This window comes from Streptomyces turgidiscabies Car8 (genome assembly GCF_000331005.1).
GTDB lineage: Bacteria > Actinomycetota > Actinomycetes > Streptomycetales > Streptomycetaceae > Streptomyces > Streptomyces turgidiscabies.
Genome location: NZ_AEJB01000533.1, coordinates 1 through 22,265, shown reverse-complemented (window position 1 = coordinate 22,265; position 22,265 = coordinate 1). Strand labels below are relative to the sequence as shown.

General features: G+C 68.5%; 19 protein-coding genes. 9 read left to right on the top strand and 10 right to left on the bottom strand.

What is annotated here, in order from left to right; translation table 11 throughout:
* Positions 1-289 precede the first annotated feature (289 nt).
* Positions 290-1,195 carry an AraC family transcriptional regulator gene (locus STRTUCAR8_RS38980; protein WP_006381853.1) on the bottom strand — a complete coding sequence of 302 codons (906 nt, stop codon included), beginning with the start codon at positions 1,193-1,195 and terminating at the stop codon, positions 290-292.
* 134 nt (positions 1,196-1,329) lie between these two features.
* Here STRTUCAR8_RS38980 and STRTUCAR8_RS38975 point away from each other — a divergent pair, with 134 nt between their 5' ends.
* Entirely contained in the window at positions 1,330-2,112 is a 783-nt protein-coding gene (locus tag STRTUCAR8_RS38975; protein WP_006381852.1) for an MBL fold metallo-hydrolase, read from the top strand.
* A gap of 25 nt (positions 2,113-2,137) precedes the next feature.
* Positions 2,138-2,434, top strand: coding sequence for an NAD(P)H-binding protein (locus STRTUCAR8_RS55905; protein WP_006381860.1), 297 nt, complete (start codon positions 2,138-2,140; stop codon positions 2,432-2,434).
* A gap of 194 nt (positions 2,435-2,628) precedes the next feature.
* Here STRTUCAR8_RS55905 and STRTUCAR8_RS38970 read toward each other — a convergent pair whose 3' ends face one another.
* The 6 genes from STRTUCAR8_RS38970 to STRTUCAR8_RS38945 form a co-directional block, all read right to left on the bottom strand.
* Positions 2,629-3,318, bottom strand: a complete 690-nt coding sequence (locus STRTUCAR8_RS38970) for a hypothetical protein (protein ID WP_044473638.1) — start codon at positions 3,316-3,318, stop codon at positions 2,629-2,631.
* A 286-nt stretch (positions 3,319-3,604) separates the two neighbouring features.
* A complete protein-coding gene (locus STRTUCAR8_RS38965) occupies positions 3,605-6,163 on the bottom strand; it encodes a CBM35 domain-containing protein (protein ID WP_006381866.1) in 2,559 nt (852 codons plus the stop codon).
* A gap of 68 nt (positions 6,164-6,231) precedes the next feature.
* Positions 6,232-7,086, bottom strand: coding sequence for a carbohydrate ABC transporter permease (locus STRTUCAR8_RS38960; protein ID WP_006381858.1), 855 nt, complete (start codon positions 7,084-7,086; stop codon positions 6,232-6,234).
* The gene (locus tag STRTUCAR8_RS38955) at positions 7,083-8,039 is read right to left on the bottom strand and encodes a carbohydrate ABC transporter permease (protein ID WP_006381863.1); all 957 of its coding nucleotides are present in this window, start codon (positions 8,037-8,039) and stop codon (positions 7,083-7,085) included. Before STRTUCAR8_RS38955 ends, STRTUCAR8_RS38960 begins: the two co-directional genes overlap by 4 nt.
* A gap of 81 nt (positions 8,040-8,120) precedes the next feature.
* A complete protein-coding gene (locus STRTUCAR8_RS38950) occupies positions 8,121-9,431 on the bottom strand; it encodes an ABC transporter substrate-binding protein (protein WP_006381861.1) in 1,311 nt (436 codons plus the stop codon).
* Positions 9,432-9,538: 107 nt separating this feature from the next.
* Positions 9,539-10,609, bottom strand: coding sequence for a LacI family DNA-binding transcriptional regulator (locus STRTUCAR8_RS38945; RefSeq protein ID WP_044473637.1), 1,071 nt, complete (start codon positions 10,607-10,609; stop codon positions 9,539-9,541).
* A 169-nt stretch (positions 10,610-10,778) separates the two neighbouring features.
* Between STRTUCAR8_RS38945 and STRTUCAR8_RS38940 the strand changes: the two genes are divergently transcribed.
* The 4 genes from STRTUCAR8_RS38940 to STRTUCAR8_RS38925 all read left to right on the top strand — a co-directional run bounded on the left by STRTUCAR8_RS38940 (position 10,779) and on the right by STRTUCAR8_RS38925 (position 15,452).
* Positions 10,779-12,890, top strand: coding sequence for an alpha-galactosidase (locus STRTUCAR8_RS38940; protein WP_006381859.1), 2,112 nt, complete (start codon positions 10,779-10,781; stop codon positions 12,888-12,890).
* 714 nt (positions 12,891-13,604) lie between these two features.
* Positions 13,605-14,072: an MFS transporter gene (locus STRTUCAR8_RS54805; protein WP_006381855.1), complete on the top strand. Its 468-nt coding sequence runs from the start codon at positions 13,605-13,607 to the stop codon at positions 14,070-14,072.
* A gap of 181 nt (positions 14,073-14,253) precedes the next feature.
* The gene (locus STRTUCAR8_RS52985) at positions 14,254-14,517 is read left to right on the top strand and encodes a hypothetical protein (protein WP_006381849.1); all 264 of its coding nucleotides are present in this window, start codon (positions 14,254-14,256) and stop codon (positions 14,515-14,517) included.
* Complete coding sequence (locus STRTUCAR8_RS38925) at positions 14,514-15,452, top strand: MBL fold metallo-hydrolase (protein WP_006381865.1); 939 nt, start codon at positions 14,514-14,516, stop codon at positions 15,450-15,452. Before STRTUCAR8_RS52985 ends, STRTUCAR8_RS38925 begins: the two co-directional genes overlap by 4 nt.
* A gap of 320 nt (positions 15,453-15,772) precedes the next feature.
* On the opposite strand, the gene STRTUCAR8_RS38920 is transcribed toward STRTUCAR8_RS38925, so the two are convergent.
* From STRTUCAR8_RS38920 to STRTUCAR8_RS38910, 3 genes are all read right to left on the bottom strand, one after another.
* Entirely contained in the window at positions 15,773-16,318 is a 546-nt protein-coding gene (locus STRTUCAR8_RS38920) for a 2,4'-dihydroxyacetophenone dioxygenase family protein (protein ID WP_006381848.1), read from the bottom strand.
* Between the two features lie 231 nt (positions 16,319-16,549).
* On the bottom strand, positions 16,550-17,194 hold the full coding sequence (locus tag STRTUCAR8_RS38915; RefSeq protein WP_044473639.1) for a response regulator: 645 nt from the start codon (positions 17,192-17,194) through the stop codon (positions 16,550-16,552).
* A gap of 26 nt (positions 17,195-17,220) precedes the next feature.
* Complete coding sequence (locus tag STRTUCAR8_RS38910; protein WP_234372627.1) at positions 17,221-18,978, bottom strand: sensor histidine kinase; 1,758 nt, start codon at positions 18,976-18,978, stop codon at positions 17,221-17,223.
* 249 nt (positions 18,979-19,227) lie between these two features.
* Between STRTUCAR8_RS38910 and STRTUCAR8_RS38905 the strand changes: the two genes are divergently transcribed.
* The 3 genes from STRTUCAR8_RS38905 (at position 19,228) to STRTUCAR8_RS38895 (ending at position 21,920) form a co-directional block, all read left to right on the top strand.
* A complete protein-coding gene (locus STRTUCAR8_RS38905) occupies positions 19,228-19,974 on the top strand; it encodes a PIG-L deacetylase family protein (protein ID WP_006381862.1) in 747 nt (248 codons plus the stop codon).
* 582 nt (positions 19,975-20,556) lie between these two features.
* Positions 20,557-21,246, top strand: coding sequence for a 4-carboxy-4-hydroxy-2-oxoadipate aldolase/oxaloacetate decarboxylase (locus tag STRTUCAR8_RS38900; protein WP_006381854.1), 690 nt, complete (start codon positions 20,557-20,559; stop codon positions 21,244-21,246).
* 14 nt (positions 21,247-21,260) lie between these two features.
* Positions 21,261-21,920: a GntR family transcriptional regulator gene (locus STRTUCAR8_RS38895; protein ID WP_006381856.1), complete on the top strand. Its 660-nt coding sequence runs from the start codon at positions 21,261-21,263 to the stop codon at positions 21,918-21,920.
* Positions 21,921-22,265 lie beyond the last annotated feature (345 nt).

Sequence of the window (22,265 nt, the reverse complement as noted above, 5' to 3'; positions counted from 1 at the left end):
CCTCACCACCCGCCTCCGAAGGTGACGTTGAGTCAGCGTCAGCACCCGCTGCCGGACGAACGAGGTCGTACCGCGCCTCGTGTCCCGCGAGCAGGCCGGCGAAGGCCACAGGCTCGACCGACAGGTGCCGCACCCCGGTGGCAGCCGCTCCCTCGGCGCTCTGGCCGGGCGCCGCGTGCCACTCGAAGGGGGCGGCACCGCACCGGAGTCCCGCAGGTGGTGGTCGGGCTCCCGGGACTCGAGCAGCGAATTCATCGGCACCACGATCCGGCCGGCGCGGAGGTGTCGGTCACTCCGTCGGCGGCTGGTGGGTGTGGCGGAAGTCGCCGGGGGTGGTGCCCGTGTGGCGACTGAAGAACTTCCCGAAGTTGGCGGGTTCGGAGAAGCCGAGGCCGCGGGCGATGACGGCTACGGGTTCGTCGGTGTGCGCGAGCAGCCGCTGGGCCTGAAGCGCGACGCGGGTGTCGATGACCTGTTTGACCGTCTGTCCGGTGGCGGCCAGGCAGGCGCGGGTGAGGGTCTTGACGGTGTATCCGAGGTGGTGGGCGTAGTCCTCGGCGCGGCGGGTGGTGGAGTAGGAGCGTTCGAGTTCGGCACGGAAACGGGCGTAGATGCCGCCTTCGGTGTGCGGGTCGGTGTGTGCGCCCTGCGGTGGCAGTCGGTCGATGTGCAGGAGCAGGGCTGCGAGCTGGAGTTGGAGAATCTCCCGGGAGACCGTGCCGGGTCGGCGGTTGAACTCGGCGTGCAGCTGGCTCAGCAGCGTGGAGACGGTGGCGTAGTCATGGTCGGTGCCGAGCTGTACGCAGACGGACCCGTGCCAGTCGTCGAGAAGGCGGGCGGTGTTCGCGAGGTGGGCAGGGAATGCCGGGGTGAACAGCAGGTGCGTGCCCTTCATCAAGCTGGGGTCGCCGAAGCGCTGGACCTGGCCGGGACGGACCCACAGCAACGTGCCGGGGCGGCAGGGGTACGTGACGAAGTCGACGGTGTGCTCGCCGCTGCCCTCGCTGATCAGGGTGACGGTGTGGAAGTCGACACGGTGGACGCGCCGCAGAGTGGCGTCAGGCATACGGCCGTGCAGGGCGGCCAGTTCGGTGGCCTCGAAGCCGGAGACCGGCGCGACCGGCGGGTTGAAACCGAACCCGGGAATCGCGTCACCGTCCGTCCGGGTACTGCCGGCGGACTCTTGTCTGGGCACGTCGACCTCACTGATGTCCGATTTCGACCAGGAAGAGTCTCCAGCGTATCTCGCCTTGGGGTTTCCGGAGAGCGAGAGTGGGAGATACCAGGACGGCCTGACGGAGGCTGTCCGTCCACGTAGGAAGTGGTCTCATGTACGGCACGGTCACGGTCGTCGACAAGGGCGCGGTCCGCGTCCACAGCTACATGGCCCCCGACGACAGTCTGAATGTCACCACCCAGTTGATCGAAACGCCGGCCCGGATCATCGCGGTCGACGCCCAGTACGCGCTGGCCTACGCCGACGAGGTCGTCGCCTACGCACAGGGCCTGGGCAAGCCGATCGACCGGCTGGTCATCACCCACGCCCACCCCGACCACTTCCACGGCGCCGCCCGCTTCGGCGCCGCCGTGCACGCGCTGCCCGCCGTCCGCGACCAGATCGCCGCGCAGGGCGACGGCCAGGACCCGACCGGCACACCCATCCCGGTCGCAGACGTCACCCCGACCGTCGAGATCATCCCCGGCACGGAGGTCATCGACGGGGTGCTCTTCGTCTTCGAGGCCGTCTCGGGCGGGGAAGCCGCCGACCAGCTGGTGATCAAGCTGCCCGAGCAGAGGGTGCTGATCGCGCAGGACCTCGTCTACCACGACACCCACCTCTTCCTGGGCAACAACGACATCGACGGCTGGCAGAAGGCCGTCGGCACCCTGGCCGCCGACCCGTCGTACGACACGATCCTGGCCGGCCACGGCCTGCCCACCGGCCCGGAGGTGTACCCCGAACTGCGCGGCTACCTCGCCGACGCCCGCGAGCTGCTCGGCGACGACGGCGAGGCGTACAAGAAGGCCATCCTGGAGCGATACCCCTCCCACGGCGGCCCCTTCCTGATCGACATCGGCAACCAGTACCTCTTCGGCCCGCAGAACGCCTGAACCCGTACCGCGAGAAGACCGAGAAATGAGTAGGATCGTCGTCTTCGGAGCCGCCGGGAAAGCCGGCTCCCGAGTCATCGCCGAGGCCGCCGCGCGCGGTCACAAGGTCACCGCCGTCGCCCGCGACATCGGGCGGCTCGGCCAACTCCCCGAGGGTCTGCGTCCGGTGACCGGCGATGGCGATGCCCAGACGACCTGCAGCCGCGCGAAGGAAGAAGGCCGCGGCACCCGAAGTTCGCAGCAGAGTAAGGTAGTTCGCCGAAGCCGAAGGCACGACGCATCCCTCTCGCCGCCCGGCGGGACGCGCCACACGGGGTCGTAGACGTCCGGAAGTGCCGACCCGTGGCTGCGCCTGAAGCCGTCCAGCGGTGGCGTGGAGCGGGGACGCGCACCCCACGCCGACTCCGTCACCGGGCAGATGTCATGCGGTGGTTGAAGACCACCTTGAGCGTAGAGGAACGGCGCGCAGAAACGAACAACGGACCGCCGACGGGATCCTGCTGGACGGCGGCCGGCTCAGGACAGGAAACTGCCGTACGGGCCGTTCCGGATCCTGTTCTTCTGGTCCTGACTGAAGTGGCAGTTCGGGTAGTCGTAGAACGACGCGGACATCGGTGTGCCGTCGGTGAACGTGGAGTCGGGCAGACCAAAGGCATGGCCCAGCTCGTGCACCATGCCGCCGTACCACCGGTTCATGGCGCCGTTGGTCCCGGCGGCACCGTCCGCGTCGTGGCCGCTGAGGACAACCCAGCCGCCGCCACCACCGCCACCCGAGCCTGGGCCCTCGGCACTGATCTCGCCGACGCACAGCCAGCGCGGGTCCGGGGCGCGGAGACCGAGCTTGGCCAGCAGCTCCTGCTGCATGTTGAAGACCACCCACCAGTACTGGTCGCCGCCGTTCGGCGTGGTCTCGTACCAGACCCGCTTGTGATCGCCGTTCACGACCTCCACCGCCGGGGTGTTCAGCCTGAACGTCACGCCGAGTTCCTGCCGGTAGAAGCGCTGCGCCTCCGTCATGACGCGCGTGATGCCATCGGGGTACCGCTGGTCGAATGTCACGTCCGAGGGCTTGAGCCAGAACACTCGCACGGTCCCGGTCGGCGGAGCGGCGGCCGCTTCTGCCGCCGCCTCGGCGGTCCCCGCGAACACCCCGGAACTCAGCGCCGCCATCCCTGCCGTCACGGTCAACACCGATCGGCGCGTCATCCTGCGACTCTCCATCGAACACCTCCCTCGATGAACCAGTACATGACAATACGCAAGCTAGCACCGGCCAGGAGCCTGTCAACCGAACCTGCGGTCATCGCGTCAGGAGAAGCAACTAAGCGCCGTACAGGGCGGCCAGGTAACCCGCGACCTGCCTAGAACGAGTCCACCCGGGCGCCCAAGCTGTTCGACATGACGTACGGAATACAGGCTGAGGAGTTCGTAGAGGAGAGCCCCCTGCAGGCGGGCCCCGGCGGTCGGGCCGGGTCCCGCCTGTGGCCGGTGGTCAGCCGGTGAGGGGTGCGGTCGTGATGCGGTCGATGTTGGGCGCGTAGGCGCTGGAGTTGGCGAAGGTGATGGTGTTGGTGCCCGCCTTCAGGGTTACGGGGACGGGCAGGTCCCAGTAGTTGTTCCAGCTGTAGTTGTTGCGGAACATGACCGTCTGTGCGGTGCCGTTGACACTGATCTGGGCGGCTCGGGAGACGATGTTGGTGTTGTAGTTCCCGGAGCCGGCGACCTGGTTGTTGGCGTAGCGGACGTTCATGACGTACCGCCCGGCGCTCGCGGCGTCGACCTTGACGGTGAGGATGTTGGCCGGACCGTTGCCGATGTAGCCGACGTAACTGCCGCCGGAGGCCCAGGTGTCCGAGGTGACGACGGCCGTTCCGGCGAGGGTGGCGGCCTCGGCCTCGTAGGTGGTGACGCCGGTGGTGTCGACCGCGCCGGTGACCCGGAGGTCGCGCAGGGTCAGGCAGCCGGCGCCCTGGACGGCGGCGGTGATGCGGTTGTTGCCCGCAGACAGGTACAGCCTCAGGGGCTTGTCGGTGAGCTTGCCGCGGGTGGAGGCCAGGGTGGCGGCGGTGGCGCCGTCCAGGCTGAGGGTGCTGCTGCCGGTGGAGGAGTAGTCGGCGTGCACGGTGTAGTAACCGTCGGCCGGGGCGTAGACGTCGAAGGCGGCCTTGTCGCCCTTGTCGAGCTTCAGGGCGCCGGCGCCGCTGATGCCGGAGGCGGAGTAGTCGTACGCCGGCGATCCGCTGACGTCGGCGTAGGCGGCCGGGTAGACGGAGTTCGGAGTGGTGGACGCGGTCAGGTCGATCTTGTCGAGGGTGACCTCGTTCGTACCCTTTGCCAGGGTCAGGGTGTGGGTGCCGGCCGTCAGCGGAACCGAGGCGCCGGCGGTGGCGCGGTAGGTCCAGTTCAGGGTCGGACCATAGGTGATCGTCTGCGCCGAGCCACCGTCGACGGTGAGGGTCTGGGTCGCCGGACCGCCGGACTGGTTGCCGTAGAAGACGCTCAGGTCGTACGTACCCGTGGTCGGGACGGAGACGGTGAAGGCGACCTTGCTGGTCGACTGGTTGAGGCTGCCGACGTCCTTGGTGCCCGAGGTGGCGAAGCCGTAGGGATTGGACACCGAGCCCTGGGAGTAGACGGTGCCGCTGGTGATGGCGGCGTTCTCCGCCTCGTACGACGCGGACCACGGCAGGCTCGCCGCGGTGGGCGATCCGCTACCGGCCGGGTTGAGGGTGACGCGGTAGGCCGACATGGCGTCCAGACCGGTCAGCGGCACGGTGACGCTGCCGTCGGAGGCGACCTTGGCCTTGGTGCGGGACACGACCCCCGGCGCGGCGGCGGCTCCTTCGTAGCCGCTCCATCCGGTGCGCTCGACGGTGACGTCGACCTGCTTGCCGAAGGACGAGGGCACGTGCTGGATCACGGTGTCGACGGAGCCGGAGGTACCGCCGAGGAGGACCTGGGCCTGCTTGCGGCGGGTGTCCAGCGACGCGATGCCCTGGACGGTGTCGATGGTGTTGGCCTGCGGCGGGGTGAGCTTGACGGTCTGCCCGCTCAGACCGGCGTACCAGCGCAGCAGCCACCAGGTGCCGTTGGGGATGTTGGTCTGGACGGCGTTGTCGTTGAGGTTGCCCGCGATGTTCCAGTACGCCTGGTCGGCGTAGACCTTGTTCCGCTCGAACATCGACATCCACTGGATCATCTGCCCCGGCACGGACTGGTCGCGCCGGTTGCCGTACTCGTTGATGCTGACCGGGAGCTTCGCTATGCCCGCGCTGGTCTCCAGCTTCCGGTAGGCGGCCAGGGTGGATTCGAAACTGGACAGGGAGCCCGGGTCCAGCTCGTGCCAGGTGGTGATGTCAGGAAGGACGTTGTTGGCCTTGGCCCACGGGTAGAAGTCGCCCATGAGGCGGGCGTCGTAGTGCGTCTCGTTCGGGCCGGCGATCCGGGCGCCGGGGATGATCGACCGGATCCTGTCGTAGACGGCCGTCCAGTCGTTCTTGAATCTGGCCAGCGCGTTCGCGTACGTGGTGCTGTCCGAACTCCCCAGCCCCGTGTACCAGTTGCCGTCCGGTTCGTTGAACGGCACCCACACGAAATCGTCGGCGTCGGACCGCGTGGCGACCGCGCTGACCATGGTGTCGACCTTGGCCAGGTAGTCGCTCAGCCCGTTGTTCTCGTAGGGCCAGTTGGCGTAGACGTCCTGCATGTAGATGTGGACCTCGCCGCCGCCGTCGCGGTCGTAGGCCGTCTTCACCGTCAGCGCGTCACCGTTGGGGTGCTGCGCTCCGCCCTGCGGCTTCTGGATGACGGTGGTCATGTGCAGGGGGGCGACCAGTTCGTCACCGGGAACGCCGTCGTCACTGAGGCCGTACAGCGTTCCGTTGGCCCCGTGCATCACGGCACCGGTGGTGGTGCCGAGGTCCACGGTGACCCGGGGGTTGGCCGCCTGCGCGGCGGGGATGGTCAGCACCGTGCCCACGAGGGCGGCGGCCACCACGACCGCGCCCAGGAGACTGCGGGAGGTACGGGATCTGCGAGCTGTTCGAGGCATGCGTGTCCTCTTTCTCCCGCGCCGTTGCGGGAGGCGGGTGGGTGTTGCCGGGGATGAGGGAGGAGCAGTTACTTGACGGCGCCGCTGGTGATGCCGGAGACGATGCGGCGCTGGGCGATGACGAAGACGAGGATCATGGGGAGGCTCATCATCACGACGTAGGCGAAGATCAGGTGCCAGTTGTTGAGGTAGAGCTGGGCGCTGGCGACCTGGTAGAGGTTGAGCGGCAGGGTGGCCTTGTCGCCTCCGCCGAGAACGAAGAAGGCGTAGAAGATGTCGCTCCAGGCGAAGAGCATCACCATGATCGTCGCGGTGGCGATGACCGGGCGCAGCAACGGCAGGATGATGCGCCAGAAGACCCGGACGGGCCCCGCGCCGTCCATGCGCGCGGCCTCCTCCAGCTCCTCGGGGAGGGCGCGGATGAACCCGGTCATGAAGAAGATCGACGTGGACAGGTACATCCCGGCGTAGACGCCGATCATGCCCGGCCGGGTGCCGGCCAGTCCGAGCTGGCGCAGCTCCATCACGATGGTGATCACCGCGGGGGGCAGCAGCAGTCCGCTGATGCTCAGCGCGTACAGCGTGTTGACCAGCCGTCCCTTGCGGCGGGCGAACACCCAGGCGGCCCCGGCCCCGAGGAGCAGGACGAGGACGACCGAAGGGGCCACGACCAGCAGGCTGTTCACGAAACCCTGGACGATCTTGCCCTGGTCGAAGGTCTGCTCGTAGTTGGCGCCCGCCTGGACGTGGTGAGGCAGGGAGAGGTTGGGCTTGATGGCCTCGCCCTGGGGTTTGACCGAGGTGACCGCGACCAGCCAGAGCGGGATGCCGATGGTGACGGCGGCGATCAGCAGGACGGTGACGGGCTGGACCCAGCGCCAGGGGCGGCGGTGTGCCGGGGCGAACGCGGTGGCGGTGGTCACTGGTTGTTCTCCCTGCGGCGCAGGCCGACGATGACGGGGACGGCGAGGGCGACGACGATGAGGAAGAGCACCAGACTCATCGCGGAGGCCTGCGCGTAGAGCCCCTGGCCGAAGATGCGGAACATGTAGATGTTGAACACCTCGGTCTCGCTGCCGGGGCCGCCCACGGTGGTGGCCTGGACGATGTCGAAGGTGTTCATGGAGCCGATCAGCGCGGTGGTCACGTTGAACGTCACCGCCGGCGCCAGCAGCGGGAAGCGGATCGCCCAGAAGGTGCGCCAGCCACCGGCCCCGTCGATACGGGCGGCCTCCAGCACGTCGTCCGGCATGCTCTTGAGACCGGCCAGATAGATGAGCATGGCCAGCCCCATCCACTTCCAGCCGTGGATGAGCGTCACGACGACCAGCGTCCAGGTGGTCGACCCGAGCCACGGGGTGTCGACGGGGTGCCCGGCCAGTGACGACAGCACGCTGTTGAGCGCCCCGTCCTGGGCGAGCAGGGCCCGGAAGATGTAGCCCACGGCGAGGGCGGAGATCAGCACGGGGAGGAAGAAGACCGCGCGGAAGAAGCGGTTGAAGCGGGTGTCCCGTTCCAGCAGAAGGGCGAGGCCGAGACCGAAACCGTTCTGGAAGACGGCCACCAGGACCGCGTACACCAGGGTGATACGGATGTCGCGGAGCATCGACCCGTCGTGCAGGATCGTGGAGAAGTTCTCCAGGCCCACGAAGCCGATCTGCGGGTGGAACGCCGACCAGTCGGTGAACGGGTAGACGAAGTTCAGCAGGTTCGGCAGCAGGAAGAACACTCCGAACACGGCGAGCGCCGGGACCGCGAACCACCATGGCTGGTTGGCCCTGCGACGGGAGCGCTCTCGCGGGCCGGGCCGTGCGGGCCGGCCCGGTTCCTTCGCGCGCTCGGCGTCACTGACGCCGATGGTGGCTGTGTTCGCCACTTTTCAACCTCCGGTACGGGTCCCCGGGCACGTCGACGGCGGACGGCCCGGGGAGGGATCGAGCGAAAGGGCGGGCGCCGGTCAGAAGCCGGAGACGCCGCGTGCCTTGAGGACCTGCTCGAACTGGTCCTGAGCGGCCTGGGCGACCTGCTTCGGGCTCTTCTTGCCGTAGATCATGTCGGCCAGGGCGAGGTGCATGTCGGGGGCGGTCAGCGCCTTGACCTGGAAGACGCCGGTGGCTGTGGACAACGCCTCGGCCTGGGCGATCGCGGTCTGCGGCAGCCCGTCGGGGTTGGGCACGGACGGCTCGACCGAGACGAGCTTGTTGGCCTTGATGTAGGCCGGGTAGTCCTCGCCGAGCCAGAACGACAGGAACTGCCGGGCGGCGTTCTGGCGCTTCTCGTCACCGGTGTTGAAGGCGACCACGCCGTTGGTCTGGTCGGGCGAGTACTCGGCCTTGGCCGCGCTGTTGGAGATGGGGAACCAGCCCAGTTTCGCGTCCATGTCCGCCGTGCTGGAGGTCGACTGGATCTGGGCCTGGAGCGCGGTGACGTTCAGGGCCATCGCGGCGCTGCCGTCCATGACCGCCTTGCCCTGGTCCACGAAGGTGGCGGTCTTGTAGTTCTTCTGGGCCAGCCCGCCGTCGAGGATCTTTGTCTTGTACTTGGTGATGGCGTCGACGATGACCTTGTTGGTCCAGGAGTCCTTGTTCTTGTTGAGGTTGTCCCAGAACGACTGGGGAAGGTCCGTCATCTGCGCCTGGACCTGCCACTGCAGCGGCCACTTGTCACCGCCGACCTCGAAGAACGGGGCCACGCCCGTCTTGTCCTTGATCGTCTTGGCGTCGGCGAGCATGTCGTCGTAGCTGGTGGGCATCTCGGTGATGCCGGCCTTCTTGAAGACGGCCTTGTTGTAGTAGACACCGAGGACGGCGGGGCTGGTGACGATGGCCGCGTAGCGGTGGCCGTCGACCTGGCCGAGGCCCTGCTCGGTCTTGCCGAGCTTGGCGACCCAGTCCTCGTTGTCGAGCTGGAGCAGGTTCTTCGCCGGCTGGACGAACGGCAGTGTGCTGGCCGTGGGCTGCCAGAACATCAGGTCCGGCTTCACACCCGAGGCGAGCTTGGTGGGGACGTTCGACTCGTAGGGGTCGGGGATCACCTCGGTGGTGATCTCGGCGCCGGTCGCCTTCTCGAACGCCTCGATGGCCTGCTTGGGCTGGTTGACGCTGTTCTGTGCGGTCCACATCGTCAGCTTGACGCCCTTGAGGGAGGCGGTGGCGTCGACCGACCCGGTGGGTGCGGCGCCGGCACCACCTGCGGTGCTGTCGCTGCACGCGGTGGCGGTCAGCCCGAGGACGCAGGCGGTGGCAAGGACGGAGAGGGCTCTTCTCATGGCGGGATCCTTGGTCGTACGGAGGGTGGGCGGTGCTGTACTGCTGAGGTTTGTGCGGCGGTGCGGTACGTGCTGTGGGGAACAGGGGGGCCGGGCGCCGGCCCGGTTCAGGAACCGCGCGGGCCCGTGCTCTCGCGGTGGACGAGAGTGGGCGCGGCCGGCGCGGGCACGGCTTCGTGCCGGTCGGTGTCGAGCTGGGCACGCAGCAGGCCGAAGGCGGCGCGGCCCAGGCCGTGGAAGTCCATGCGGACCGTGGTGAGGGACGGGGTGAGGAAAGCGGAGTGCGGGGCGTCGTCGAAGCCGATGACGCTGACGTCCTGAGGGACCCGACGGCCCGCGTGGTGCAGGGCCCGCAGGACACCCAGCGCCAGGTCGTCGTTGCCGCACAGGATCGCGGTGACGTCCGTGTCACCGGCGAGCTTCGTCCCGGCTTCGTATCCGGCCTGGGCGTCCCAGCCCCTGCCTGACGGCGGGGGCGGGGTCACGCCTGCCGTCCTGAGGGCCTGGTGCCAGCCCTCGGCGCGGGGTGCCGCCGAGCGCCGGGTTCCGGTCGAGGCGGGGATCGCCACATGGTGGACGGTCTGGTGGCCGAGCGAGAGGAGGTGTTCGGTGGCGGTACGGGCCGCCTCCCGGTCGTCGGCCCACACCGCCGGACGGACGGGCGCGCGGCCGGACGGCGGTGCCTCCACCAGCGCCGCGCACGGGACCTCCGCCGGTACCCGGTCCAGTACGGCGGCGCCGAGCCGGTCGTATCCGATGACCACCAGACAGCCGCCGGCCCCGACGACCGCGGCGACCGTACGGTCCAGGTCGTCCTCGGGGGTCACGACCCGCACGCCAAGTGCGTAGCCGGCAGAGCGGGACGCTTCCTCCAGACCCTGCAGGGTGGCCGCGTAGCCGTGGAGGACGGTGTTCGAGGTGAGGACCGTGACCGCTCGGGTCACCCCGCTGGCCAGGGCGAACGCTGTGGCGTTCCGCCTGAACCCCAGGGTCCTGACGGCCGCTTCGACGCGTCCGCGGGTTTCCTCCTTCACGTTCGGGCGGCCGTTGATGACCCTCGAAACGGTCTGGTAGGAGACGCCTGCCGCCTGGGCGACATCGCGGATGCTGGCGGGTCTGCGCTGCCCCGGGGAGGGGGCGGGCTGGCCGCCGAAGCTTGTGTGACCGGTCACATGCATGCGAGGATTGTGAGCGGTCACATCGCGGGCGTCAAGAGACCGTAACTGGGGATTTACCTTTCAAACACAACCGGCGACACGGCCAACTCTCCCCCGCCGAGCGTGAATTCCCAGCTCAGCTCCCACGAGGCCGTCGCAGTGCCGAACCATCCCGGAAGGGGAAATTGCGTTGACCGCAGTCGTCGGAACACTCGAGAGAGCCCGCCTCTGGTCGCACCCGGAGCTCGGGCTGCACGCCGTCCTGGACGCCACGGGCTCGGTCCGGCTGGGGGCGTCCGACCAGGACTGGGCCGGTCTGGTGCCCGTCGTGGAGATCACCGCCACGGGTCACGGACGCCTGTGGTCCGGGGAACGCTTCATCGAGACCGCGATCGGCGACCGCCTCACCTACCGCGACCACGAGACCGTCCGGGAGGGAGACCGGGAGCGTACGACGATCCGGCTGGCGGATCCGGAGACCGGTCTGGTCGCCGAGGTCACCCTGGAGACCGCTAAGGACGCCGGTTTCCTGCGCTCGCGTGTGCGTCTGGTCAACGAGGGCGTCGCACCGCTGCGGCTGGAGAGCGTGAGCACCCTGACCCTCGGCGGCATCACCGACGCGGGCGGCGGTCTCGACGGACTGACCCTGCACTGGGCGGACAACGACTGGCTCGCCGAATGCCGGTGGCGCGAGGCCCCCTTCCGCCACCAGGTCGTGCCGCTGAGCAGGTTCGCGCACGGTCACGAGGGGCGCGGCTGCTTCGAGCGCTACTCGCAGGGGAGCTGGTCGACCGGCCGCCATCTGCCGATCGGCGCGCTCACCGACCCCTCCGGGCGTGCCTGGCTGTGGCAGATCGAGTCCAGCGCGGGGTGGCGCTTCGAGACCGGTGAACGCGAAGGCGTCGCCTATGTCGCCCTGTTCGGCCCCGACGACGCCCACCACCAGTGGCGGCACGTCCTCGCGCCCGGCGAGGAGTTCCACACGGTTCCCGCCGTCCTCGTCCGCGGAGAGGGGGGCGGACTCGACGCGGCCTTCGGTGAACTCACCGACTACCGCAGGCTGATCCGCCGCGACCATCCCGACCTCCGCGCCCTCCCTGTGATCTACAACGACTACATGAACACCCTCATGGGAGACCCGACGACCGAGAGGCTCCTGCCGCTCATCGAGGCGGCGGGGAAGGCCGGCTCCGAGGTCTTCGTCATCGACGCCGGGTGGTACGACGACGACGCCCAGGGCTGGTGGGACGCGGTCGGCGCCTGGGAGCCCGCCCAGCGGCGTTTCCCCGGCGGCATCCAGGAGGTGCTGGACACGATCCGGCGCCACGGCATGGTGCCGGGGTTGTGGCTGGAGCCTGAAGTCGTGGGCGTGCGCAGCCCGTTGGCCCACACCCTGCCGGCGGAGGCGTTCTTCCGGCGCGGCGGCGTGCGGGTGACGGAACACGGCCGGCACCACCTCGACCTGCGCCACCCCGCCGCCCGGGCCCACCTCGACGCGGTCGTGGACCGGCTGGTCGGCGAGTGGGGCGTCGGGTATCTCAAGCTCGACTACAACATCAACATCGGCCCCGGCACGGAGAACGGCCAGGAGAGTCCGGGTGCCGGCCTGCTCGGACACCACCGCGCCCACCTCGACTGGATGAACGGCCTACTGGACCGGCATCCGAACCTGGTCCTGGAGAACTGCGGCTCCGGCGGCCTGCGCATGGACTACGCCCAACTCGCCGTAGCCCAGATCCAGTCCACCAGCGACCAGCAGGACCCCCTGCGCTATCCGCCCATCGCCGCGGCAGCCGCCACTGCCGTGACCCCTGAACAGGCAGCGGTATGGGCCTACCCCCAGCCCGACCACACCCTCGACCGGATCGCCTTCACCCTCACCGGGGCGCTCCTGGGCAGGGTTCACCTCTCCGGCTTCCTCGACCGCATGAGCGAGGACCAGTTCAAGCTCGTCCGCTCGGCGATGCGCGTCTACAAGGACATCCGGACGGAGATCGTCGGCGCCCACCCCTTCTGGCCGCTGGGTCTGCCGGACTGGGAGGACGCCTGGATCGCCCACGGCCTCAGGGGGAAGGCGTCCACGTTCGTCGCGGTATGGCGCCGGGACCGGGCAGACGTCCCGGAGAGCCGTACGCTCACACTCCCCCACCTGCGTGGGGTCGCGTTGCGTCCGGAGATACTCCAGCCCATGACGGCCGACGCCACCACGGAATGGGACGAGCCCGAAGGCAGACTCACCATCACCCTGCCTCGCCCCGACACGGCCGTCCTCCTCCGGCTGATCCCGGTCCCGTCCGGGTGACCGACGGCCGGTGACACTGGAGGCGTCCCCGACCTCGGGCTCGGGGACCGACCCAGCGCTATCGATTCGCAGCGGTGGCACCTCCGGGCCAAGTGCAGCGACGACGCCTTTCCCAACAAGGTGGGTGGCCACTGGGTCGGCATCTGGACCGGAAGTGCGACAGCCGGCCAGAAGTCGACCCAGTGGGTTGATGACAGGACGACCGACAAGCAGTGGACACTCGCGTCGTCGACCAGCGGTTACTGCGAACGGCCCGGAGCGGCTCCGTCACTCCAGCGGCGTCGGCTCACGATGACGGGCGCCAACTCGTGCCGGTGTCTTGACGTCCCCAAGAGCCAGACCGGCGTACAGGTGGCCGGCATCGGCGATCCGAAGCCCCTCTTGAGCTCGACGTCCGTCAGGCCTGCCCGAGCATGGCCGGACGGCTCCGGGGCGGACTCGGACACCGGTTCCTGGGGCGGAGGAAACGGGCAGCGCCTTCGCCACAGCAGTGCGCCCTCGATCGCCGTCAGGGCGACCAGGACCAGGGCAGGACCGCCCGGGGTGAGGACGCGCTGGAGAGAGGTCGCGGCTGCGTAACCGACTCCGGCCTCCGCCGTGGCCCATGTGCAGGCCGCATGACGCTGTACGGGGCGATGCGGCGGTGCCGTCGGCTCCTACTCTTCCCTTGAGGCGAAAGGTTCGCCTCAAGGACTCCGGAAGGTCTCATGCCGAGTGCCACAGCCCTGCTGTCCCGCCCCCCACCCCCGACGCCTCCCTCCGCCGAGCCGCGGTGGCGCCTTCGCACTGCAGACGTCCGTTTTTGTTCTGCCGGCCGCATCCAGCGCGCCGACCCCGCTGTACGCCGGGTACCAGCCGCAGTGGCGCTTCTCGGCCCTGACGCTCACCACTGTCTTCAGCACCTACGCGCTGGCTCTGCTGGCGGCGCTGCTGGTCGTCGGCACGCTCTCCGACCACCTGGGACGACGCCCGGTGCTCGCCGGGGTGTTGCTCGCCGAGGCCGTCTCCATGACCGTGTTCACCACGGCGCAGGGGGTGACGGAGTTGATCGCCGCCAAAGTCGTAGAGGGGCTGGCCACCAGTGTGGCCGCCAGCGCGGCGGGCGCGCCCTGTTCGACTTCGAGCACCCCGGGCACCGTGGCCGGGCCGCGCTCGCCGACAGCACCGCCAGTGCCGTCCTGACCATCCGCGCCACACGAGCCCAGCCCGCTCGCACGGTCAGCGCCGCGGGCGCCGCCGCACAGACCGCCGGTGCGTTACTCACCTCGTCAGCCCGTACCTGCACAGTCTGCCCGCGCTGTTCGTCGGCACCCTGCTGGCGCGGGCCGGATTCGGCGCGGTCACGCAGGGAAGGCTGCCGCAGGTGGTGCTTCCGGCCGCCCCCGAGGAGCGCGCCGGAACCGTCGCCGCCTGCTACGTCCTCAGCTACCTCGCCATGAGCGTTCCGGCAGTCCTGGCCGGATCGCCTACCACCTGGTACGGCTCCAAAAACGCCGTACTGCTGTACGCGGGCACGGCCGGCGTGCTGGCCCTGGTCGCCCTGGCCACGGCAACCGGCGCCCCCACCGTCACAGACGCACCCCGTACCTCGTCGACAGCACCAGCCAGCAAAGGATCAGCCTCGTGAACCCCACCACCCCGACCGGCTGCACCGTCCCCGCACCGACCCACCCCGCCTGGAACTTCGGCGATCTCGTCATACACCGCGTCGACGAGATCGGCCTGCCCCCGCAGACCGGCCCCTGGCTGCTCCCCGAGGCCACCAAGGAAGTGCTGGACGAGGCGTCCTGGCTGCGGCCGGACTTCGCCGACGCCGACGCACTTCACCTGGCCAGCCACACTTTCGCCCTGGTAGCCGACGGACTGCGCATCCTGGTAGACACCGGGATCGGCAACAGCAAGACGCGCGCCAACCCCGCCTGGAACGACCTGGAGACCGACTACCTCCAGCGCCTGGCCGCCGCCGGATTCCCGCCCGAGTCCGTGGACCTCGTGATCACCACACATCTGCACGCCGACCACGTCGGCTGGAACACCCGCCTCGTCGACGGTGACTGGGTGCCGACCTTCCCTCACGCCCGCTACCTCACCAGCCGTACCGAGGGGGACTACTGGGCCGCGGCGGAGATGGACGAGGCGCGCCGCCAGATGTTCCACGACTCCGTCGATCCCATCCGCGAAAGCGGCCAGTACGACTTCGTCGATGTTCCCGGCCACGGACACGAGGTGACCGCCGGGGTGCGACTGGTCCCTGCCCCCGGCCACACCCCTGGGCAGATCGCCGTGGAACTGCGCGGCACCGACCGCACGGCCCTGATCACCGGCGACAGCATCCACCACCCCGTACAACTGTCCCATCCCCACCTGACCAGCTGCGTCGACATCGACCCCCGGCAGGCGGTACGCACCCGAGGCAGTCTGCTCGACAACCTGGCCGGCACTCACGCCTTGTTGCTCGGAACCCACTTCCCCCAGCCGACCGCCGGCACCGTCAGCAGCGACAACGGACGCTACCGCCTTCACTCCGAACCCGGCACCGAGACCCCTTCCTCCGTGGCCTGAGCCTCTGTAAGGCCTTTCCAAGATGACCGGATCGGCGCGTGGTTGGGCTGGAGGGGCGGTGTCCGGACGTGAAGAAGCTCCTGGTGGACGGGTTCCACGACCAAGATCATCGGCCCACCAGGAGCTTCCGCGTGCTCGTCCGCCCGTCCGGCATCGATGCGTCCACCTCGACCTAGTGTTCGAACACCGATGTGACAATGACCCGTCCGAAGTCCTGGCGCAGCTTTCGCGAGCCCACTGGCAACCCGAACCGAACGTGTTCAGTGCCCGACCCATACCCGTTCCGGCTCGCGGTTCCAGTCGTAGCTCTGCCCGTCAGATCAGAGATACAGCTTCTTGTTGATCGGAATGCCGTTCTCCCGGCAGTAGGTCTCGTAGTGGTTGATGTACCACCACACGTCCAAGGTCTCCAGGAACTCGCCCTTGTCGTCGAAGAAGTCGATCGGCCCTTGCAGCCACCCGAACAGCTTCACACCCTCCGGGTGATCGCTCACCAGCGTGTGCGACAGCCCCGGCGTCTCGAAGATGAAGCTCCCCGGCCCCGCCACCCAGTCGTACTCCAGGTACCGGCAGCTGCCCTCCAGACACATCATCACCACAGTTCCCCGGTGATTGTGCGTCCCGATCACCCCTGGACCCTTGATCCACAGGATGTTACTGAAGGTGTTGCTGCGCACGTCGAACGCCAGATGGCGGATGGCCGCGCCCTCCCCGAAGGGAACCCACGGGCTTTCCTCCTCCGTCATCCCCACATGACTGCCGTCCACCCCGTACCGTTCGATTACATCGCGGTACATCTGCGGCGTCTCCACGATCTTGTACGCCGTGGACGGGGCCGTCAGCCGTGTCGTCTCCACCTCGGGCATTCGATGCCTCCTTGCATCTGGAATCGGAAAGCGCGTCCCGTGGCCTTCCACCAGCCCCTTCAAGACGGACGATGCCGTCCTCGGGAACCGTTGTGGTGAGCGTAGGACGCCGCTTGTTGCGGGTCGCGAGTCGTCGGACCCGATCCGCACGGTTCAGTCCGCCGACAGACCTGCGACATATGTCGCAGGGTGATTCGTTGCCGCCCCTCAGGCGCGCGAAGGAAGCCAGTCTCAGTTCGCCGGCGGCGGTACCAGCCCCTGGTGCACGGCGAACAGCGCAGCTTGCGTGCGGGATGTCAGCCGGAGTTTGCGCAGTACGTTGCTGACATGCGTGCGTGCGGTGCGTTCACTGATCACCAGTTCGTCGGCGACCTGCTGGTTCGACCGCCCCTCGGCCACGAGGACGAGAACGTCCCGTTCCCGGCCTGTGAGGGCGCCGAGCCCGGTAGGGGGCGAGACGATCTGTTGGGTGAGTCCTCGGGCTACCGCCGGGTCCAGGAACACCTCACCCCTGGCGGCCGCACGGATCGCTGAGACCACTTCGCCCGGTTCCGCATCCTTGAGGAGGTAGCCCGCCGCTCCCTGTGTGAGCGCGGCATGCACCCGCTCCATCTCGCCGAAGCTGGTGAGTACCACGACCCTGACCTTGGGATAACGCTTGTTGATCGCCCCGATCGCGGTGGGGCCGTCCATTCTCGGCATGAGGAGGTCGATGAGCACCACGTCCGGCAGTTGCTGGTTCACCGCCATCCGCTCCAGACGAGCGAGAGCCTCCTGGCCGTTGGCGGCTTCCTCCGCGACCTCCATGTCGTCCAGCACATCCAGGTAGGCGCGGATGCCCCGCCGGACCACCGCGTGATCGTCCACGATAAGCACCCGAATCCGCCCCGGTTCGTCGCCGTTCACAGCGACGCCTTCAGCGGATCGGTGGCGTTGGTGATCGATTCCTCTGTCGGGACCGACTCCGGTAGCTGGATGGGCAGTGGTATGACTACCCGCACCGTCGTGCCTCGTTCCGAGCGCGACCTGATCTTCAGTATGCCGCCCCATCGTTCTGCCCTTTCCCGCATGGTGGTGAGTCCATAGCCGTGATTGCGGGATCCTTCCGAATCCACGTGACCGTTGTTCACGTCGGTGCCGAGCGTGGCATTGACCAGCCCCTTACCGTCATCGGAGACGCCGGCGACAAGGGTGTGGTCCCGCAGGGCCAGACGTACGGTGACAGTGGTGGCCTCGGCGTGCTTGACGACGTTGTGGATGGCTTCGGCCGTGATGCGGTAGACGTCCTCGGCTAGTTCCGGGCCCAGTACGTCCAGCCCCTTCGAGAACGCCATCCTGCAGGTGAGGCCTGTCCGGTTCTCCGTACTGCGCATGAGCGCCCGAACCGCTTCCTCCAATCCGAGTCGGGTGAAGGAGGATGGCCGCAATTCGTGGACCATGGCGCGCAGGTCGGCCAGGACCGCCTGGGACAGCGCTCCGACCTCTTCCGCGAACCGCTGCACCGGCGCCGCGGGAATCTGTCCTCCTCGACCGGCCAGGACTCCGATCGCGTTCGCCTGCATACCGATCGAGAACACCTGCTGGACGATCGAGTCGTGCAGGTCGCGTGCGAGGCGCTGCCGCTCATCCTGCCGGGCACCGTCCCGCTCTCGCTGGAGCAAGGTGGCGTAGTCGACGGCAAGTGCGGCCTGCTCCGCCATGGCGGCCAGGAACTCGAGGGTACGGCCATCAACCTCCTGGCCAGGCGCGTAGTAGGCGTTCAGAACGCCCTCCGCGCGTCCGCGAACCATCAACGGCACGCTGGCGAAGGAGTCCCAGGTCAGTTCCCCGAGGTAGGTGTGCAGCGGCTCCCAAGCGGGATCCGAGCGGATCTGCGCCCAACGGTGGGGCACCACTACCGGCCGGCCCTCGCGCACGGCGTCGAGCATGCACAGCCGCGCCCCCCGGTCGCGACACTCCAGGAGCCGGTCCAGAAACATGTCCCAGTGCCTCAGCCCGGCGGATCCCAGCAGCCGTAGTTCCTTGCCTGTGCTGTCAAGAATGAGGATCTGCACGCCTGCCAAACCGTCTGTCCGGACGATCTGCTGAGCCACCGCGTCCAGTGTCGCGCCGAGTGACCCTTCGGAGGCCAGCCCGATCGAGGTGCGGGCGATCGCGGCAAGCCGGCGCTGTCGCTGCCACACGTCGGTAACGTCACGGAACGACACCACGGTCAGCGTCGGGTCGGCCGACACCCTGCGGGCGCGGTACGCGAACTCACGCGACAGCCCGACACCGGGAGCCCAGCACACCACCTGTTCGTCGGACCGATCTTCCAGGAGCCCCACCTCGGACGATGCGGACCGCTCGGCGAGCTCGAAGGGCGACTGCACCCCGACCAGATCGGCTTCCACGCTTCCGCCGCAGAGAGCCACCGCGGCAACATTCAGCTGCACGAACCGGCCTGAGTCGTCGACCAGGGCCAGGCCGTCCGGTGCGGCGAAGGCGACGTCATCCCAGCCGACGTAGGGGAGAACGGACATGATCATCTCCTCAACCGGTGCCGCTACGGCAGAGCGACACATGCCGACGGGTCCTCCGGCCTCAAGGCGTGCTGATCGAGGTCGGGCCGGCGGAAACCAGCCACCACCCGTGAGCGGACGTTGCCGCGACAGCAGCATCGTAGCCCGCGGGTCCGGGACCCCATCTACGTCATTTGACCTGATCCTTCGCCGGTCGAAACGCCCAGTCGGACACGTCATTGCTCGCGTTCCCTCATACACGGCCCCCGCCTAGCGTGGCCACAGAGCCCGCGGGCCCGAGCCGATTACTCCCCCTTGTTCGGTTCGGCCCCGCGGTGCCTTCCATCCGGCACCGGGTAGCCGACATCGTCCGCGTCCGCCCCTCCGTACGACCCACAGGAGCCTGTGATGAGCACCACCGCCCCCGCCCCTGACGGCCCGTTGCTTGTGATCAGCGCACACGCCGGGGACTTCGTCTGGCGGGCCGGCGGCGCCTTGGCCCTGGCCGCCGAGCTGGGGCAGCGAGCCAAGGTGCTGTGCCTCAGCTTCGGAGAGCGCGGCGAGTCCGCCAGAGCCTGGCGGGACGGCCTCGGACTCGACCAGATCAAGGCGCTTCGCCGCGCCGAGGCGACGAGCGCCGCGGAGGCGCTGGGAGCAGAGATCGACTTTCTGGACGCCGGGGACTATCCACTGACAGAGACACCGGAGCTCGTGGACCGCATCGTGCACGTATACCGAGAGGTCGACCCTGCGGTGGTGCTCACCCACACGCTCGTCGACCCGTACAACGGCGATCATCCGGCCGCGGCCCGAATGGCGTTGCAGGCCCGCGTCCTGGCCCAGGCTGTCGGATACGACGCTCCCGGTGAGCCGCTTGGCGCGCCGCCAGTGTTCTTCTTCGAGCCACACCAGCCCGAGCAGTGCGACTTCAAACCCGACGTGCTGCTCGACATCACTCCGGTCTTCGAGCGTAAGCGCAAGGCCATGGAATGCCTGGCCGCGCAGCAGCACATGTGGGACTACTACACCGACCTGGCGAAGCGTCGCGGCGTCCAGCTCAAGCGCAACGCGGGTCCCAATCTCGGTCTCGCACACACGACGATGGCCGAGGCGTACGTCCGCCTGTATCCCCAGACCGTGAACGCCCTGGCGTGACGGCCCGACCGCCAATGACGGGTCAGAGATGGTGAATTTACTGGTTGCGCGCGGTAAGGCGGTCCGACGGTGCGATAACGCAAGTGCGCGGGCATGCGGCACGGTCACGGCGGCCCGGAACAACGCATCGTCGCCGCCGACCGCTCGCCGAGGACGAACCGAGGTGCCACGCGGACGGGGCCCCCGCCCCCAGGCGTCCCGGACGTCTCGGCCATCCCGTCGGGCCGGCCGACCAGATCTGTGGATGATGTTCCTGATGCCGTCGAGTGCGTCCCCGAACGACTGGCCGGGCTGAACCGCGAGGACTACGTCGGTGAAGCCGTCGTCCAGGGCGTCGAGCTGTGTGTAGCTGATCGTGCGCGGCCCGCTGGTCCCACGTATCCGCAGAGTGCACGAGACCCACCACGTGCGGATGTCGGACACCGCAACCTGTCTGGACCTCTTTGGTCGCTGAGCGGGAGCGCCCTCAGACCACCTGCTCGGCCTCGCGTCGATCAACCTGCGGCACATCGGACGTCAGACAGTCGTCGAGTGTCCCGAGCCGCCGGATCACCTGTTTCGAACCCATCATCTGGAGGGTCCATGTCCGGCCGACACGTCGTCATCGGAAACATCACGAGAACGGATCCTAAGGACGTCGCCCGGCTCGCAGAAGCCGGTGTGTCGACGGTTCACGAAGCCTTGGACCGCCGCGGCTTCGCCGGGACGGAGCTCCGACCGAACCAGGCGGATGTGCGCATCGCGGGCACCGCGGTGACGGTCAGCTCGCATCCGGGGGACAACCTGATGATCCACGCGGCCGTAGAGACGTGCCGGCCCGGAGACATCCTCGTCGTGACCACCACCTCACCGTCCACGGACGGCATGTTCGGTGAGCTGCTGGCCACGTCCCTCGCCGCGCGCGGGGTGATCGGGCTGGTCACCGCCGCAGGGATTCGCGACAGCGCCGAGCTGCGGGCCATGGGATTCCATGTCTGGGCACATGCCGTCTCCGCCCAGGGCACGGTCAAGGCCTCCCCCGGTTCGGTCAACGTGCCGGTGACGCTGGGCGGGGTGCAGATCTCCCCCGGTGACGTCGTCGTGGCCGACGACGACGGGGTCGTGGTGGTCCCACGCGAGGAGGCGGAGCAGACCGCTGCGCGGGCTGAGGAGCGGATCGCCAAGGAAGCCGCCACGCGGGACGTGCTGCGTTCCGGCGAACTCGGCGTCGACTACTACGGACTGCGCGCTCGGCTCGCCGAACTCGGTGTCGACTACGCGGACCAGGCATAGTCCTGAGGCGGACGATGAGCCGGGAAGGAACAGCCTCGGAGACCCGAATCGCGGAGGCGATCCGGGCGGAGATCCTGCGCGGCACTCTCGTACCGGGGCAGCGCCTCGTCGAAAGGGAAATGAGCGAGCGTTTCGCCGCCGGCCGCTCGGTAGTGCGCCTTGCACTCGGTCAGCTGGCGGCACAGGGACTGGTCGAGATCCGGCGCAATCGTGGGGCATGTGTCCGAGCAGTCTCCCTGACCGAGGCCGCAGATGTCATGGAGGCCAGGATGACGCTCGAAGGTCTGGCGGCCGCCCGCGCGGCGGAACGAGCCGACCGTGCGCAGGCCGACGGCCTGCGCACGCTGGCAACGGACATGCAGTCGGCGTTCGACAGCGGGCACCTCACGCACTACGGCCGACTCAGCGCCCGGTTGCACGAACGGATCCACGACATCGCCGGTCACGAGGCGGCACGTCGGCTCATCAAGGAACTTGGCTCGCGGACCGTGCACCAACCGGATGTCGTATCGCTGATGGGCGACCGGGCCGCCATTTCCCTGCGCGAGCTCTTGGACGTCGTCGAGGCCGTCACCGCCTCGGATCCCTCGGAGGCCGAGGCCGCCATGCGTCGGCATCTGACCGACGTGGTGCAGGCGTTGCGGTCCTTGGCCAAGGATCGTGGCGCGAACTGACCTCGGAGCCGGGAGAACTGGACAAGGGTCCCGGGGCTCAGCCACACCTCGTACGCCCAACTGCGCTGCGGTTGCGGAGCTTTACAGGCCATCCGTTCCTCGCTGCCCCCGCCAAAGCACCCAACCGGTGGTGACGGGCATAGACGGAGGAAGACCCGCCCTCCCAGCTCCAGAAGCTGATCGGAGCAGTCACCACCGGATACGGTCGTTTCCTCTACCGCCGGATCGACGAACTACCGGTACCTCATCGCCTGTCGGCTCGTCTCGACTGCCGACGGCATGCGTCACACCGGAGCGCATACGTGTTCTCGGCGAGCCGTCGATGCCGAGACAGGGCAGGGTGTG